Origin of the sequence: Pectobacterium atrosepticum, from assembly GCA_019056595.1 — a bacterium.
GTDB lineage: Bacteria > Pseudomonadota > Gammaproteobacteria > Enterobacterales > Enterobacteriaceae > Pectobacterium > Pectobacterium atrosepticum.
Map to the genome: position 1 here is coordinate 740,439 of CP036163.1, position 16,413 is coordinate 756,851.

13 protein-coding genes are annotated in these 16,413 nt (G+C 53.6%); 6 read left to right on the plus strand and 7 right to left on the minus strand.

Features of this window, described 5'->3' with window-relative positions:
• Positions 1 to 192 precede the first annotated feature (192 nt).
• The 4 genes from DCX48_03945 (at position 193) to DCX48_03960 (ending at position 8,329) form a co-directional block, all read left to right on the plus strand.
• Entirely contained in the window at positions 193 to 2,505 is a 2,313-nt protein-coding gene (locus tag DCX48_03945; GenBank protein QXE13732.1) for an FdhF/YdeP family oxidoreductase, read from the plus strand.
• Positions 2,506 to 2,910: 405 nt separating this feature from the next.
• Positions 2,911 to 4,845 carry an exoribonuclease II gene (locus DCX48_03950; protein ID QXE13733.1) on the plus strand — a complete coding sequence of 645 codons (1,935 nt, stop codon included), beginning with the start codon at positions 2,911 to 2,913 and terminating at the stop codon, positions 4,843 to 4,845.
• 159 nt (positions 4,846 to 5,004) lie between these two features.
• On the plus strand, positions 5,005 to 5,922 hold the full coding sequence (locus tag DCX48_03955) for an aldo/keto reductase family oxidoreductase (GenBank protein ID QXE13734.1): 918 nt from the start codon (positions 5,005 to 5,007) through the stop codon (positions 5,920 to 5,922).
• A 343-nt stretch (positions 5,923 to 6,265) separates the two neighbouring features.
• Positions 6,266 to 8,329, plus strand: coding sequence for a carbon starvation protein A (locus tag DCX48_03960; GenBank protein ID QXE13735.1), 2,064 nt, complete (start codon positions 6,266 to 6,268; stop codon positions 8,327 to 8,329).
• A 174-nt stretch (positions 8,330 to 8,503) separates the two neighbouring features.
• Here the strand turns inward: DCX48_03960 and araD are convergent, their stop codons facing one another.
• Positions 8,504 to 9,199: an L-ribulose-5-phosphate 4-epimerase gene (gene araD / locus DCX48_03965; GenBank protein ID QXE13736.1), complete on the minus strand. Its 696-nt coding sequence runs from the start codon at positions 9,197 to 9,199 to the stop codon at positions 8,504 to 8,506.
• Between the two features lie 336 nt (positions 9,200 to 9,535).
• Here araD and osmB point away from each other — a divergent pair, with 336 nt between their 5' ends.
• On the plus strand, positions 9,536 to 9,751 hold the full coding sequence (gene osmB / locus DCX48_03970) for an osmotically-inducible lipoprotein OsmB (protein ID QXE13737.1): 216 nt from the start codon (positions 9,536 to 9,538) through the stop codon (positions 9,749 to 9,751).
• 57 nt (positions 9,752 to 9,808) lie between these two features.
• Here the strand turns inward: osmB and yciH are convergent, their stop codons facing one another.
• The 4 genes from yciH to DCX48_03990 form a co-directional block, all read right to left on the minus strand.
• Positions 9,809 to 10,138 (minus strand): stress response translation initiation inhibitor YciH, encoded by a 330-nt coding sequence (gene yciH, locus DCX48_03975; GenBank protein ID QXE13738.1) that lies wholly within the window; start codon positions 10,136 to 10,138, stop codon positions 9,809 to 9,811.
• Complete coding sequence (locus tag DCX48_03980; protein ID QXE13739.1) at positions 10,135 to 10,878, minus strand: orotidine-5'-phosphate decarboxylase; 744 nt, start codon at positions 10,876 to 10,878, stop codon at positions 10,135 to 10,137. Before DCX48_03980 ends, yciH begins: the two co-directional genes overlap by 4 nt.
• 182 nt (positions 10,879 to 11,060) lie before the next feature.
• Positions 11,061 to 12,230 carry a lipopolysaccharide assembly protein LapB gene (gene lapB, locus DCX48_03985; protein QXE13740.1) on the minus strand — a complete coding sequence of 390 codons (1,170 nt, stop codon included), beginning with the start codon at positions 12,228 to 12,230 and terminating at the stop codon, positions 11,061 to 11,063.
• 12 nt (positions 12,231 to 12,242) lie between these two features.
• Complete coding sequence (locus DCX48_03990) at positions 12,243 to 12,548, minus strand: LapA family protein (protein ID QXE13741.1); 306 nt, start codon at positions 12,546 to 12,548, stop codon at positions 12,243 to 12,245.
• 184 nt (positions 12,549 to 12,732) lie between these two features.
• Between DCX48_03990 and DCX48_03995 the strand changes: the two genes are divergently transcribed.
• Positions 12,733 to 13,677: a sugar-binding transcriptional regulator gene (locus DCX48_03995; GenBank protein ID QXE13742.1), complete on the plus strand. Its 945-nt coding sequence runs from the start codon at positions 12,733 to 12,735 to the stop codon at positions 13,675 to 13,677.
• Positions 13,678 to 13,810: 133 nt separating this feature from the next.
• On the opposite strand, the gene DCX48_04000 is transcribed toward DCX48_03995, so the two are convergent.
• Positions 13,811 to 14,809, minus strand: coding sequence for a sugar phosphate isomerase/epimerase (locus DCX48_04000; GenBank protein ID QXE13743.1), 999 nt, complete (start codon positions 14,807 to 14,809; stop codon positions 13,811 to 13,813).
• 113 nt (positions 14,810 to 14,922) lie between these two features.
• Positions 14,923 to 16,413 (minus strand): glycerol kinase, encoded by a 1,491-nt coding sequence (locus DCX48_04005; GenBank protein ID QXE17140.1) that lies wholly within the window; start codon positions 16,411 to 16,413, stop codon positions 14,923 to 14,925.

Below are 16,413 nucleotides of genomic sequence, written 5' to 3' on the forward strand. Positions count from 1 at the left end.
CTTCAAAATAAGAGCAAACATTTAAAGTTTTGTTCACATAAAAAAAACAAAACCCTAAATAATTCGAGTTTCAGGCCGGCGGCAACGCAGCGAGTCCCCAAGAGCTTACATAAGTAAGTGACTGGGGTGAGCGAGGCGGCCAACACACCTGCAACTTGAAGTATGACGGGTTTATTCACCTGCGGAACACATATGAAATTCAAACCATCTATCAAGCCATACCGCAACGCGGCTGGCGGCTGGGGCTCGTTGGAAGCCACCACGCGTTTTGTCCTCGATAGCAAGCAAGCGCTGAAAAATATCCGAAACTTGTTGCGTGTCAATAAATCGAAAGGATTTGACTGCCCCGGCTGTGCCTGGGGTGATGACAACAGCAGCACGTTCAGCTTTTGTGAAAACGGCGCGAAGGCGGTGAGTTGGGAAGCGACGCGCAAAGCGGTCGATCTGGATTTCTTTGCCGCCCACAGCGTCACCACGCTGCGCCAGCAAAGTGACTATTTCCTTGAGTATCAGGGCCGCTTAACCCACCCGATGCGCTACGACCGCGCCAGCGATCGCTATGTTCCCATCGACTGGGACGCGGTTTTTACGCTGATCGCTCACCATATCAGTAACATGGAACACCCTAATCAGGTGGAGCTTTATACCTCCGGCCGAGCCAGCAATGAAGCGTCTTATCTGTATCAACTTTTTGGCCGTATGCTGGGCACCAACAATTTTCCTGACTGCTCGAATATGTGCCATGAAGCCAGCGGCATCGGCCTGAAACAGAGCATCGGCGTCGGCAAAGGGACTATCCGATTGGATGATTTCGAACACGCTGACGCGATTTTCGTCTTCGGTCAGAACCCCGGCACCAACCACCCACGTATGCTGCACAGTCTGCGTCATGCTGCCGATCGCGGCGCGCACATCGTCTCCTTCAATACGCTCCGCGAGCGCGGGCTGGAACGTTTTGCCAATCCACAGAATCCGCTGGAGCTGCTCACGCCATTATCCGGCACCATCAGCGAAACCTACCTGCAACCTAATCTGGGCGGTGATATGGCTGCCGTGCGTGGCATGGTAAAAGCGCTGCTGGAAACGCATCGTCAGCGCCTGTCTGCCGGAGAAAAGGGGTTATTCGATCAAGATTTCCTGTCCACGCATACCCAACAGGTAAACGACTACCTCGCCGTTGTCGATACGACAAGCTGGCAGAAGATCGAACAGCAGTCAGGCCTGAGCGAAGCACAGTTGCGCTCTGTGGCGGCGATTTATCAGCAGTCACCGCGCGTAATTTGCACTTGGGCGATGGGGATTACTCAGCACAAGCATTCCGTTGCCACCGTGCGCGAAATCGTGAACCTGCAACTGCTGTTTGGGCAGTTGGGGAAACCGGGTGCGGGGTTATGCCCAGTACGCGGTCATAGTAATGTGCAGGGTAATCGCACGATGGGGATCGATGAAAAACCAAGTGCCGCGTTTCTTGATCGTCTGGCTGCGCATTATGATTTCACACCCCCTTACGCCGCAGGCCACAACACGGTAGAAGCGCTGGAAGCCATGCTGCGCGATGAGATAAAAGTGCTGATCGCGCTGGGTGGTAACCTCGCTGCTGCCGCGCCGGATTCGGCACGCACCGAAGAAGCACTCAGCCGTTGCGATCTAACCGTACATATCAGTACCAAACTCAACCGCAGCCATCTGGTTACCGGCAAGGTCGATGCACTCATTCTGCCAACGCTCGGCCGTACCGATCTCGATATGCAGGCCAGCGGTGCACAGTTTATTACCGTCGAGGATTCCTTCAGCATGGTGCACGCGTCGCAGGGCGTCGGACAGCCGCTTTCGCCATTGCAGCGCTCGGAAACGGCCATTGTTTGCGGTATTGCTAACGCGGTTCTCGGCAATGAAAAACTCGACTGGCTGGCGCTGGCGGATGATTATTCACACATCCGCGACCATATCGCCGCCACCATTCCCGGCTTCACGGATTTTAACGCCAACTGCGACCTGCCGGGCGGATTTTATCTCGGCAATGCGGCCGCCGAACTCCGCTTTAATACCCTCAGCGAAAAAGCCCAATTCGGCCATGCCGCGCTGCCCGATACGCTGTTCCCGCAACTGCAAGGCAGCAATGTACCCTTTACGCTGCAAACCCTGCGTTCACACGATCAGTACAACACCACGATTTATGGTCTGGATGACCGCTATCGCGGCGTTTATGGTCAGCGGGAAGTGCTGTTCATGCACCCGGATGACATTGCCGCGTTAGGGCTGGAAGATGGCGATCTGGTCGATATCGAGACGCTGTGGAACGATGGCATTACCCGCATCGTCAACGGCTTCAAGCTGGTGAGCTACAATATTCCACGCGGTAATCTGGCGGCCTATTACCCAGAAACCAACCCGCTGGTGCCGCTGTCCAGTTTTGGCGATGAAACGCACACGCCGACCTCTAAGTCAGTACCGGTTAGCGTTCGGCGCAGTATCCAAACGGAGTCTCTGCTGCGCATCGCTTAAGAACCTGTCAAGTAGGCTATTTTATTTGCCATTTTGAACCAGGGCAGTGCTCAAACAAACGCAATTGCGTTTGAACGCCACTTGGGGCGGCCCGCAGGGTGAGCGTAGCGAATAATCCTCACGTACTACGTGTACGCTCCGGTTTTTCCGCGCTGTCCGAGTCCAAACTGGCTGCACCAATAACGCCTACTGAGATAGGTTCTACACCATAACTCGCATTGCAAAACTAATGGCGCACATGACAGGGGCCTCACGCCAATCAGCATTGACTTTATTCGTATTTATCTGCCCTTTCGCTACCGTTATACGGCCGCGGCATCCCCGATTATTCTTGCCGCCAGCACCTGATTCGAGTAAAACTGTGAACTGCTAATTGGGCCACTCACAATCGTATTTCTGGACGCTATGTTTCAAGATAATCCGCTGCTTGCACAGCTAAAACAGCAACTTCACTCTAAGACACCGCGTGTTGAAGGTGTCGTCAAAGGTACCGATAAGGGATTTGGCTTTCTTGAAGCTGACGGACAAAAAAGCTATTTCATTCCGCCTCCACACATGAAAAAAGTGATGCACGGTGACCGGATTACCGCCACCCTGCATACGGAAAAAGATCGGGAAATTGTCGAGCCAGAAACGCTGATCGAACCTTTCCTTACCCGATTTGTTGGGCGTATCCATAAAAAAGACGATCGCTTATCAATTACGCCTGACCACCCGCTGCTGAAAGAGGCGATTCCCTGCCGAGCCGCGCGTGATGTTACAGACGATTTTCAGGAAGGCGATTGGGCCGTAGCTGAAATGCGTCGTCACCCGTTGAAGGGCGATCGTGGATTTCATGCCGAGCTGACGCAGTACATCACCACGGGCGATGACCCACTGGTGCCGTGGTGGGTGACGTTGTCACGCCACAATTTGGAGCGTTCTGCCCCAGAAGTTGAAACCACTGAACGCCATGATGGCGAACTCGTCCGTGAAGATCTGACGGCACTGAACTTTGTCACCATCGACAGCGCCAGCACCGAAGATATGGACGATGCACTGTATGTGCAGGACAACGGTGATGGTTCACTGCAATTAACGATCGCTATCGCCGACCCAACCGCCTATGTGGATGCAGGCAGCGAGTTGGACAACATTGCACGCCAGCGCGCCTTCACCAACTATTTGCCCGGCTTCAACATCCCGATGCTGCCGCGCGCGCTGTCGGACGATATCTGTTCCCTGCGCCCGAACGAGCGTCGCCCTGTTCTCGCCTGCCGCGTGACGATTGCCGCTGACGGTGCGCTGGGTGACGATATCCACTTCTTTGCCGCCTCGATCGAATCCAAAGCCAAATTAGCGTATGACAACGTCTCTGACTGGTTGGAAAACCAAGGCGAATGGCAGCCGCAGAACGAAGAGATTGCCGAACAAATCCGTTTGCTGCATCGCCTCTGTCTGGCACGCAGTGAATGGCGCACCACACACGCGCTGGTGTTTAAAGATCGCCCGGATTATCGCTTCCTGCTGGGTGAAAAAGGCGAAGTGTTGGATATCGTAGTTGAACACCGTCGCATCGCTAACCGTATCGTTGAAGAATCAATGATTGCAGCCAACGTCTGCGCAGCCATTGTGCTGCGCGACAAGCTGGGCTTTGGCATCTATAACGTGCATAACGGCTTCGATCCTGCCTCGATTGAACAAGCGGTCGCCGTACTGGACACGCATGGCGTTCAGGCCGACGCGCAGACGCTGTTGACGCTCGATGGCTTCTGCACGCTGCGCCGCGAGCTGGATGCCCAGCCGACGCAGTTCCTGGATAGCCGTATCCGTCGCTTCCAGTCATTTGCAGAAGTCAGCACCACACCGGGGCCACACTTTGGTCTGGGGCTGGAAGCTTATGCCACCTGGACATCCCCGATCCGTAAATACGGCGATATGGTGAACCACCGTTTGCTGAAAGCGATTATCACCGGACAGGCCGCGGAAAAACCGCAGGACGACGTCACGGTACAACTGGCCGAGCGCCGTCGCCTTAACCGTATGGCTGAGCGTGATGTCGGTGACTGGCTGTATGCTCGCTACCTTAAGGATAAAGCAGGTACAGATATTCGCTTCAACGCGGAAATCATTGACGTCACGCGCGGTGGCCTGCGCGTTCGCCTTTTAGATAACGGCGCGGTGGTGTTTATTCCGTCATCCTTTATCCACGCCGTGCGCGATGAACTGGTGTGCAGCCAGGAAATGGGTACCCTCTCGGTAAAAGGCGAAGTGGTTTATCGTCAGGGGGATACGCTGGACGTCATCATCGCTGAAGTTCGTCTGGAAACCCGCAGCATCGTGGCAAAACCTGCCGCATAATAGTCATACTGCTGCAATACAGCATCTCCGCGCGGGCGTTCATAGTGAACTGACCCGCGCGTCATCATCGTTTATTCCGCTATATGATTTAGCCGCGCCGGATCCGTTTTGAGAACAATCAACGGCACGCATGCAACCCTACTAACAGGAGTGTTCCCGATGAAGAAAATGACAATCGGCACATCCGCGATACAGGCTTCCAACATTGCGTTGGGCTGTATGCGAATGGCGAAGAAAAGCACGAATGAAACTGCTGACATCCTCAATGCTTCCGTTGAGGCTGGCATCGATTTCTTCGATCACGCCGATATCTATGGCTCAGGCTTGTCGGAAGAGATTTTCGCCGCAGGTTTACAGAAGACGTCCATCCGCCGGGAATCGCTTTTTCTGCAATCAAAATGCGGTATCCGTAAGGGCTTTTTTGATTTTTCCAAAGCGCACATCATCGCGTCCGTTGAAGGCAGCCTGCAACGTTTAAAAACAGACTATCTTGATACGCTCCTGTTGCACCGCCCGGACACCTTATTTGAACCTGACGAAGTCGCTGCTGCATTCGATGAGTTGGAAAGTAGCGGGAAGGTTCGCCATTTCGGCGTCAGCAATCAGAATCCGTTGCAGATTGAGTTGCTGAAAAAATCCGTACGCCAGCCGCTCATCGCCAACCAGTTACAGTTCAGCATTATGCACACGGGCATGATTGATGCCGGCTTTAACGTGAATATGACAAACTCGGCATCGGTGAACCACGATGGCGCAATTCTGGAATACAGTCGTCTGAATACGATGACGATTCAAGCCTGGTCACCTTTCCAATACGGCTTTTTTGACGGCGTGTTTCTCGATAATGAGAAATTCCCCACGCTAAACGCAGCGATTGATCACATCGCAGAGCAACACAACGTCACCAACACCGCGATCGCCACCGCGTGGATCTTGCGTCACCCAGCTGCCATGCAGGTGGTTATCGGCACCATGAGTCCAGAACGTATCCGTGACATTGCGGCGGCGTCTACATTGTCGCTCAGCCGCGAAGAATGGTACGAGATTTACCGCGCCGCCGGAAACGTCCTGCCTTAAGCGCATCGGCCCTGCCAGCCACTGAATTATCCACAGCAGGGCCTCTGATTTACCGCTTCTACATGTTAGCCATTGTTTAGCCTTTAAGTTTCTTTACAGAAATTCACGTTCGCTCACATTTTCTCATCCATTCGCTTCTCTTCGTCAACAAACCCACTATTGTTAAATTGCATTAACACCCGCGCCATATACCTCAAATAATTCGAGTTGCAGGAAGGCGGCAAACGCATGAATCCCCAGGAGCTTACACAAGTAAGTGACTGGGGTGAGTAAGAGAAGCCAACGCACATGCAGCTTGAAGTATTACGGTATACCCTTTCTGAATAACGAAGGAGCCGTTGTTATGAGTAACATAAAGAGCATTGTGATCTGGCTGCTAGTCGGACTGGCGGGCGCTTTTTCGTTCGCTATGCTGGCGCTAAGCCGAGGTGAGCACGTCAATGCGGTATGGTTGGTTATCGCCGCAGTATCGTGTTACAGCATCGCTTATCGGTTTTACAGCCTGTTTATCGCCAAAAAAGTGTTTGAGCTCGACGATCGCCGACTAACACCGGCTGAACGTCATAACGACGGTCTGGATTACGTCCCCACCAATAAATGGGTACTGTTCGGACACCACTTCGCCGCTATTGCTGGGGCAGGTCCGCTGGTTGGACCGATTCTCGCCGCACAGATGGGTTTTCTTCCCGGCACAATCTGGATTTTGGTCGGCGTGATGCTGGCGGGTGCCGTGCAGGATTTTCTGGTGCTGTTTATCTCCACACGTCGTGACGGTCGTTCGCTGGGGGAAATGGCAAAACAGGAACTGGGCACGTTCGCGGGTATTATCACCATGCTCGGTGCGCTGGGCGTCATGATCATCATTCTTTCGGCGCTGGCACTGGTTGTCGTTAAAGCGTTAGCGGAAAGCCCGTGGGGGTTGTTTACGATCGCCGCCACCATCCCCATCGCGCTCTTCATGGGCGTTTACATGCGCTTTTTACGTCCGGGTAAAATCGCTGAAGTGTCCATCATCGGCTTTGTGCTAATGATGCTGGCGATTGTCTACGGCGGCAACATCGCCGCACACCCATACTGGGGCCCATTCTTCACGCTGAAAGGCACATCGCTCACTTGGGTGCTGGTTATCTACGGCTTCGTGGCGTCAGTCCTGCCCGTCTGGCTGCTGCTGGCACCGCGTGATTACCTCTCTACGTTCCTGAAAATCGGGGTTATTATCGGGCTGGCCTTCGGTATCGTGTTCGCCATGCCGGAAATGAAAATGCCCGCTGTTTCTCGCTTTATTGATGGCAGCGGCCCCGTATTCTCAGGTTCTCTGTTCCCCTTCTTATTTATTACCATCGCCTGCGGCGCGATTTCCGGCTTCCACGCCCTCGTTTCCAGCGGCACTACACCGAAGTTAATCGAGCGTGAGAGCCATATCCGTTTTATCGGATATGGTGCCATGTTGATGGAGTCCTTCGTGGCAATCATGGCGCTGATTTGTGCATCGGTCATCGAGCCGGGCATTTACTTTGCCATGAACTCACCCGCCGCACTGATTGGCACCACGGTTGAGAGCGCTTCGCTGGCCATTAACAACTGGGGGTTTGTGATTACCCCGCAGGAATTGAGTGCCATTGCCAATGATGTCGGCGAAATCTCTATTCTTTCCCGTGCCGGCGGCGCGCCAACCTTCGCGGTGGGCATGGCCTATATCATCACGGAAATCTTTAATAGCCGGGCGATGATGGCATTCTGGTATCACTTCGCGATTCTGTTTGAAGCCCTGTTCATTCTGACCGCCGTTGACGCCGGGACGCGCGCCTGTCGCTTCATGGTGCAGGATCTGGTCGGTATTGCGATTCCAAGATTAGCTAACAGCCGTTCCTGGATGGGGAATCTGGCCGGTACAACCGTTGCCGTTTCTGGCTGGGGATTCTTCGTGTATCAAGGTGTAATCGACCCGTTGGGTGGTATTAACACGCTCTGGCCACTGTTCGGTATCGGTAACCAGATGCTCGCATCGATGGCGCTGATTCTCGGCACCGTGGTGTTGTTTAAGATGAAGAAACAGCGCTATGCGTGGGTGACTATCGTACCGACCGTCTGGCTGTTTATTACGTCGATGACAGCGGGTTGGCAAAAAATCTTCCATGAAAAACCGAGCATCGGCTTTCTGGCTCAGGCGAAACGCTTCGCTGCGGGTATTGAACAGAACACGCTGATCGCACCGGCTAAATCGATTAAAGACATGGAAACCATCGTCTTCAGTAACCAGATCAACGCCGCACTGTGCGGGTTCTTCATGCTGGTGGCAGTGACTATGCTGGTTTCCGCGTTCTTCGTCATTCGTCGTGCACTCAACAGCAATGTGCCAACGACAAAAGAGACGCCGATTGTCTTACGGGACGGCGCTCAACCTTAAACGTCGTCGGCGTATATTCTCCAATCCCTCCCGCGTGGAGGGATTTTTTTAATCAAAGATAACGTTTTAGGGAATTAGAGTTGAATTAGTGCAGGTCAGGAGCAGCGACATGTGACTCTAACGACGCAACGGGCTTGCGTCGTTAAGGTAAACCGAAGAGGAACTACTGTCGGTTTATTGTCCGTAATACGCGTTCTTACCGTGCTTACGCAAGTAGTGTTTATCCAACAGCGTTTGCTGCATCTCGCCCAACTGAGGTGTTAGCTGGCGCGAGAAAATTCCCATGTAGGCAAGCTCTTCCAGAACCACGGCATTATGCACCGCATTATCGGCATCTTTCCCCCACGCAAAGGGGCCATGCGAGTTAACCAACACGGCTGGGACATCCATCGGAGAAATGCCGCGCTGGCGGAAAGTTTCGACTATCACCGTTCCCGTATCCCACTCATAGCGACAGTTGATTTCCTCGTCCGTCATCAGACGCGTGCAGGGAATGGGGCCATAAAAGTAGTCCGCATGCGTCGTTCCCCAGGCGGGGATATCTTTACCGGCTTGCGCCCAGATCGTGGCATGGCGGGAATGGGTATGAACAATACCGCCGATATCGGCAAATTCCAGATACAGTACACGGTGGGTATCGGTATCTGACGATGGTTTCTTCGTCCCCTCCACCACTTTGCCGCTTTCCAGCTCAACGACAACCATATCCTCCAACGTCATGGCCGAATACTCCACGCCGGAAGGCTTGATCACCATCAGGCCACGCTGTCGGTCTACCGCACTGACATTTCCCCAAGTAAACGTCACCAGATGGTGCTGCGGCAAGGCCAGATTGGCTTCCAACACCTGTTTTTTTAGCGTTTCTAACATAATCAGTCTCCCATCGGCGCGATGACACCATTCTCGCGGCCTGAGGATCTCGTCGCTATGGGCTAAATCGCTAAAGACCTAGCGGTGTTCTGCTATGGGAAAAAGAAAGAGACATGCCACAGAATTGAGCAAAAAACAGCCAAATTTATCAATTATTGCTATCGTTAAGGTAACGTAGGGGAATTAAGAGTTTTTACCTGTTGCAGTTTTTCCCGATGATTATACTTGTCATCACGCGGTAAAGGGCTCGGTTTCTTTATTTAATACCGTATAAAGCACTTTTTTCGATATTTTCCTCACAAGAAACGTGAGGCCAAGAGCAGAAAGGGGAAGAAAATGACATTAAACAAACGCGTTGCAACGGCCGCTCTGGCAATTACGCTTGCTGTTACGCTGGTGGGCTGTTCAAACATGTCAAAACGTGACCGCAATACCGCCATTGGCGCCGGTGCGGGAGCGGTAGGTGGGGCTATCTTAACGGATGGCGGAACATTAGGAACGTTGGGCGGAGCCGCTATCGGCGGGCTGATTGGCCGTCAGGTCGATAAATAACGAATTTGTAGCAGCAGGTTGACGGGAGTAAACCTGCTGCTCTCATACTCGTCATACTTAGCCACCAGCCAGCTTAACCTTCATCCCTTTCGCTTCCAGAAGCTGTTTTAGCAGGTCTCGCTTGTCTCCCTGAATTTCGATCACGCCTTCTTTCACTGAACCGCCGCAGCCGCATTTTTTCTTCAGTTCAGCAGCCAGCTTATCCAATACGGCATCGTCAAGATCGAGACCGCTAATCAGGCATACACCCTTCCCTTTGCGTCCGCTCGTCTGGCGCTGAATGCGCACGATACCATCGCCCTTTGGCCGAACGACCTTTTCTTCTTCCGGCGTAATGCGCCCAGTATCTGTAGAGTAAACCAGTTGACTGTTCTTATCATGATTCATGATGCAATACCGTTTAGCAGCGACGCGCGAATATCACGCAGCGTCTGAGCCGGATCAGACGATTGGGTGATCGGACGTCCAATCACCATGTAATCCACGCCTGCCTGCTGCGCCTGAACGGGCGTCATGATGCGGCGCTGATCGCCAACGTCACTGCCTGCGGGGCGAATCCCCGGCGTGACCAGCTTAAATGCCTGACCGCATACCTGCTTCAACCGCTGCGCTTCATGTGCAGAGCACACCACGCCATCCAACCCACTGTTATGCGTTAGCACAGCCAGCCTTTCCGCCTGCTCCGCTGGGCTAAGGGTAATGCCAAGCCCGCGTAGATCTTCTTCGTCCATACTGGTCAACACGGTCACGGCAATCAGCAGCGGTGCATCTTTACCAAACGGCACCAGCGCGTCTTTCGCCGCTGCCATCATACGCGAACCGCCGCTGGCGTGGACATTGACCATCCACACGCCAAGATCGGCGGCTGCCGCCACAGCATGCGCGACGGTGTTCGGAATATCGTGGAATTTCAGATCGAGAAACACATCAAAGCCGCGCTGTTGCAACGTCTGTACGAACTGTGGGCCAAATAAGGTAAACATCTCTTTGCCTACCTTCAAACGGCAATCCTGCGGATCGATACGGTCAACAAACGACAGCGCTGCATCCTGGCTGGCATAGTCCAACGCGACAACAATCGGGGATGATACCGTTTGATTCTTTTGCTGTAGATTCTCGTTTTTCATTCGTCACCCAGTCTCTAGCGAAGCCAAAATTCCCGCCGCATTCTACATCCCTCGCCCCCGAAATCCCAGCCACCTGAAGACCAATGCGATTAAAGAAGTCTGCTGAAACGGAAATCACGTACAATTATTAGCATGTTGTAACTAAAGTACGTTAAAAAATAGCCGCTCAATATCGCGAGAGGCTATTGTCCGTCTAATCCACGGATCGGCTTCACGCTGGCCCAGGTACGACAGGAAGGACATTGCCAATAGAGGGATTGTGACGTGAAACCGCATTTACGGCAGCTGTAGCGGGGCTTAGTACGAATCTGCTCGCCCACCATGTCGCGCAGCACCACCAGGCTTTCTTTTGCTCGTCCGTCTTCCGCTTCATGCAGGTGAAAATCCATCAGGCGATGGAACACACGCATAGTCGGGTGACGTTGCAGCTGACGATTGATGTAGACCTGCGCAACCTCTGCACCCTCTTCCCTTTCGAGGATATCGGCCAGCATCAATTCCGCCGTCGCTCCGGTATTTTCTTCCACGCAGCGCTTGAGGAAATGAGCCCAATCCAAGGTGTTACCTAAGTGCTGATAGCACTCCTGCAACATCGGTAATGTTTCACTGACCAGCTCTTTATCTTGATCGAGAACCTGCCGCAAGGCCTCCACCGCACGTGAATAATCCTGCTGCGCCATGTAAATACGCCCCATCATAATGGACGCACGAGCGCACTGGTTGTCCGCCGAGGCCCCTTTCTTCAGGAACGTTAACGCTTTATCCAGATCGTCACTGCCCATAGCCAGCAGCGCTAACTCGCAGTAAAAATGAGCGATGTCCACGCGAAGCTCATCTTTTCCCATTTTGACCAGTTTTTCCGCAACATCTATCGCCGTCTGCCAGTCGCTGGTGGCCTGATGGATCTGCAATAGCTGCTGTAAAGCGCTACGCCGAAAATCTTCTTCATCCACCAGTTGGTTAAAAATCTCTTCGGCACGGTCATACAGACCAGCAGCCATGTAATCGCGACCCAGCTGCTGCACCGCCAGCAGGCGTTGTTCAAAGGTTAACGATGCGCTTTCGGTCAGTGCCTGATGGATGCGAATCGCACGGTCAACTTCGCCGCGCGAGCGAAACAGGTTACCGAGCGTGAGGTGGGCTTCAAAGGTATTACTGTCATCCTTGAGCATGTCGAGGAACAGTTCCACCGCCTTATCCTGCTGGTTAGACAACAGGAAGTTAACCCCGGTAACATATTCACGGGACAGGCGGTTGGATTCCTGCTCTTTGTCCTGCTGCGCACTTCTGCGACCCATGTACCAACCGTACGCGGCGGCCACGGGCAGCAACAGAAACAGCAGTTCTAACATAGAGAGAATTCCTTAGTGGGTGACCGTCTGCACCGGCGTCACATTCTCCTCGGTGGAGGTAGAAAGCTGTTGTTCCAGACGCTTGATTTTACGTTGTGCACGGCCAATCGCAATGCGCTGACGCAGATAAAACAGACCACAGATAACCCAGCCAAGAACAAAGCCCAAGGCAAACAGCGTGGCGAGCAGTGTGGAGATACGATAATCCCCCTGTGCCAGCAGGTAGTTAAATGTCACAACCTGATCGTTGTGCGCACCCAGTGTGACAGAAATGATGAATATCGCCAGCACGAGTAAAAAAATCAGCAAATATTTCACATTGTCCTTCCTGTGATATCCATTAACCGGATGAATTATGCCAAATTTTGGCGACTAACCCCATTAAATTACCATGTCCAGCACGGACAGGGAAATCAAGAACCGACCTCCACTGCCGTCTATGCTTGTTATTTATTCTGTGCTGAATAAAAATGACAGCAGCATGCCAGCAAGGGGAAAAGTCATGTCAAAGCAGGACGAACAGCGATTATTAGTCAAGATCGCTACGCTCTATTATAGCGAAGGGATGAAACAAGCAGAAATTGCCGCCTCACTCCATTTGTCACAGTCTTTTGTCTCGCGCGCTATCACACGCAGTGTTAAAGAAGGTGTGGTCAAAATCAGCGTAATTCAACCCCCGAACATGTTCATGGGGTTGGAATCTGCCATTCAGAAGCGCTACGGCATCGATCAGGCTATTGTTGTGGATGTCGCCGACAACGCCACGCTGACGCAAATCAAGCAGGCGATTGGCTCTGCCGCTGCGCACTATGTCCAAACCAGTATCCGCCCTGACGATCTGGTTGGTATCTCATCCTGGAGTAGCACGCTGCGGGCGATGGTGGACAGTTTACATCCGCAAAGCGTCAAGGCGCAGGGCGTGATCCAACTGTTGGGCGGCGTGGGGCCGAACGGCAATGTGCAGGCGACCATCCTGACACAGACCCTAGCCAACCAATTAAGTTGTCCGGCCTATCTTTTACCGGCACAGAGCATTGAACGTTCGGTGGAAGATCGCGCTCGCTTGGTGACCAGCGATGAGGTTTCCAGCGTGGTCGATAAGTTTAGCGAAGTGAGCCTGGCACTTGTGGGCATCGGCGTGCTGGAACCGTCACAATTGCTGAAAAACTCCGGCAACTATTATCACGAAGCGATGCTGCAACAGTTAGCAGAACGCGGTGCCGTCGGTGATTTATGTCTGCATTACTACAACGCAGAAGGCGAGCCGGTGTTGCAGGACGATGAAGATCCGGTGATTGGCATGGCATTACCACAGCTGCGTCAATGTCCACGCGTGGTGGCACTGGCGGGCGGTGTCGAGAAAAGTGCGGCCATTCGCGGCGCGTTAGTCGGCCACTATATTGACGTATTGATTACCGATCGGTTAACCGCTGAGACGCTGATCTAACGCACGTATCACCAATGGTTTGTGCGGCTGGATGTGATGTACCGCGAGTCGCGATGATAATCGCGAAGCAATAAGAGTAACGTCAGGCGCAGGATGATTCCCACTGCTCCGCGCCTGACGAACCGTGACGCGATTATTCGCTAACGTTAATGGATGACAGCAGCGCATCCTGCACAATCCGCTGTGCCTGTAACGGATTTTGCGCTTCCTGTGCCGCCTGAAGCGCGGGGATATCCAGCTTGTCCAGCGCACGATAGATGTGCTTCAAGAAACGGATGGACAACTGCGCCGCCTCCACGTGATTCTCACGGAACGGGAACTGATCGAGCTGCCAGACGCCCTGCCAGTTGTTGATTTTCAACACATAGAAGAATTCGAAAATCTCAGTCATGTGCACCGTGCCGACCACCAAATCGTCATCCCAGCCGCGCAGATTGTCGTTTACATCCATTCCGAACAGCCGGCCGCGATCGATAATCAACTGGGCAGAATCAGCGGGTGATTCACCGCCATACAGTGCATGTCCGAAGTCCAGCAGCACGCCGACGTTATCCAGCCCGATGTCTTCAATACCCAGCAGCGTTCTCGCAGCGGAATCCCAGGTCATTTTCACGCGCGGTTCACGCGGCTTGTATTCGATGGCGAATTTCACATCGGGGTTAGCCCCTGCCAGATCGCGCATACCATCAACGGCAAGCTTCCACAGATTTTTATGGCTGACCTGAAACGGATAATCCCAGCCATCCTGCCCCGGCCAGACTTTGACATAATTCGCACCCAATTCACGCACAATGCCAGCAGATTCATGCATCAGTTCAAACGCCGCAGCTCGGGCCGCCGGATCGGGGTTGGTGAAGGCGCCACGCGACCACTTTTGCAGGTAAATTTCCGGCGTGATGCCAATCGCTTTCAGCCCTGCATCCTTCAGTGCATCTTTCACTTCGCTTAGCGTGACGCCCGGCGTGAAGGGATAAGGCAGGTCGACATAGGAAAGCTCGCCGACCTCTTTCGCGGCGTTGATCTGATCGATCGTGCTCAATGCCGGGCCGTAGCCATCTACGGCGTAGCGGTCGATATAATTCGCAAAATGCCACAAACCGGCACCAAATTCAGGGTAGTTATACGTTGCCATAAAAGTCACCTCATTGATTTATAGGATATTGAGCTGCTTATCTTTCTTGCGTATCGGATAGGTTTTTACGGTTAACATTTCTTACTGCTAAAAATGCTTACGGTTAAAAATGGTCATGCTTCAGGCCGCAAACGTGCTCGCGCCACCGCCGTACGCCACTGTTGGTAGCTCTCCAGAATGGCGTGATTTGTCGCCGACGGTTCGATGACTTCCACCTCTCTCGGCAGCGCGGCGATCTGTTCGTTGTGCTCCCACCATCCCAGCATCTTGCCGCCCAGATAGGCCGCCCCCAACGCAGACACTTCCGCGTTGTGATTGCGAATCAGAGGGCGTTGTAATAAGTCAGCCTGAAACTGCATCAGCCAGCGGTTTTGCGTCGCGCCACCGTCAACACGCAGAGCGGGTAAAGCGGCCTGCGACGCCTGTTCCATAGCGAAAAAAACGTCAGCGATTTGATACGCAATCGCTTCAAGACCGGCACGAGCGATGATGGCGGGTGTGGTGGCGTCGCATAAACCACACAGCAGACCGCGCGCTTGCACATCCCAATAGGGTGCACCCAGCCCGGATAAGGCAGGAACAAAGAAAACTCCCTGATTCGATTCGGCGCTGAGCGCCAGTTCGGTCAGTTGCGTAACAGAAGGGACGCCCAGCATCTGACCAATCCAGGCAAATCCCGAGCCGGTATGGGTGATATTGCCTTCCAGCGCGTAGCGCAGTTCGCCATCGTGCCAGGCAATGGTGGTGCTGAGCCCAGCGGCGTGAAGGTGCGGCGTGTTGATCGTGGTCATCAGCGATGAACCGGTGCCGTATGTCGCTTTGATTTCACCGCTTTGGGTGATGCCCTGACCGTACAGCGCAGCATGGGAATCCCCAATCAGCGCCACAATCGGTACGCCAGCGGCAAGCCCACTGATGCCCGTCACGCCGGTGTGACCGTGTAACGCCGAGGAAGGCGTGACGGCAGGCAGACAAACGCTAGGGATACCGAACAGCGCCAGCAGGTCCTCATCCCAACAGCCGCGGTGAATATTGAACAATTGAGTTCTCGCCGCGTTGGAATAGTCGGTGGAGAACGCCCGCCCCCCGCTAAACTGCCAGTTAAGCCAGCAATCCACCGTCCCGATGCACAACTCCCCCTGCATTGCACGGGCGACACCGTTTGGCAATTCTGCCAGCATGGCATGCAGTTTGGCGGCGGGAAAAAGCGGATCGACTTGCAGCCCGGTACGGGATTCGATCAGACGTGCCTCAGCGCTTCCTTGTAATGCCTGACAGAATCTCTCCGCACGGCGATCTTGCCAACTGACCAATGGCGTCAGCGGTTTTCCGGTTTGCCTGTCCCAAATCAGCACCGACTCACGCTGATTGCTGATGGCGACACCCACCACCTGAGCACGGTGTAATGATGACAAGCAAACCTCTGCCGCCTGACAAACCGCACGCCAGATCGCCATCGCATCCTGTTCGGATCTGCCCGGTTGCGGGTGCGTGACCTGCAAAGCGACCGCCGCTTTAGCCAGAATGCGTCCCCGCTCATCGACGGCAATCGCCTTGGCGTTCGTCGTCCCTTCATCGATTGCCAAAATAACCGGCGTATACAT

What these genes read in the sequence shown, in the direction of transcription:
- DCX48_03980 (QXE13739.1), bottom strand. Translation starts at nt 10,878, where the DNA reads ATGAAAAACGAGAATCTACAGCAAAAGAATCAAACGGTATCATCCCCG.
- DCX48_03995 (QXE13742.1), top strand. Translation starts at nt 12,733, where the DNA reads ATGTCAAAGCAGGACGAACAGCGATTATTAGTCAAGATCGCTACGCTC.
- DCX48_03955 (QXE13734.1), top strand. Translation starts at nt 5,005, where the DNA reads ATGAAGAAAATGACAATCGGCACATCCGCGATACAGGCTTCCAACATT.
- yciH (QXE13738.1), bottom strand. Translation starts at nt 10,138, where the DNA reads ATGAATCATGATAAGAACAGTCAACTGGTTTACTCTACAGATACTGGG.
- lapB (QXE13740.1), bottom strand. Translation starts at nt 12,230, where the DNA reads ATGTTAGAACTGCTGTTTCTGTTGCTGCCCGTGGCCGCCGCGTACGGT.
- DCX48_03950 (QXE13733.1), top strand. Translation starts at nt 2,911, where the DNA reads ATGTTTCAAGATAATCCGCTGCTTGCACAGCTAAAACAGCAACTTCAC.
- DCX48_04005 (QXE17140.1), bottom strand. Translation starts at nt 16,413, where the DNA reads ATGTATACGCCGGTTATTTTGGCAATCGATGAAGGGACGACGAACGCC.
- DCX48_03960 (QXE13735.1), top strand. Translation starts at nt 6,266, where the DNA reads ATGAGTAACATAAAGAGCATTGTGATCTGGCTGCTAGTCGGACTGGCG.
- araD (QXE13736.1), bottom strand. Translation starts at nt 9,199, where the DNA reads ATGTTAGAAACGCTAAAAAAACAGGTGTTGGAAGCCAATCTGGCCTTG.
- DCX48_04000 (QXE13743.1), bottom strand. Translation starts at nt 14,809, where the DNA reads ATGGCAACGTATAACTACCCTGAATTTGGTGCCGGTTTGTGGCATTTT.
- osmB (QXE13737.1), top strand. Translation starts at nt 9,536, where the DNA reads ATGACATTAAACAAACGCGTTGCAACGGCCGCTCTGGCAATTACGCTT.
- DCX48_03945 (QXE13732.1), top strand. Translation starts at nt 193, where the DNA reads ATGAAATTCAAACCATCTATCAAGCCATACCGCAACGCGGCTGGCGGC.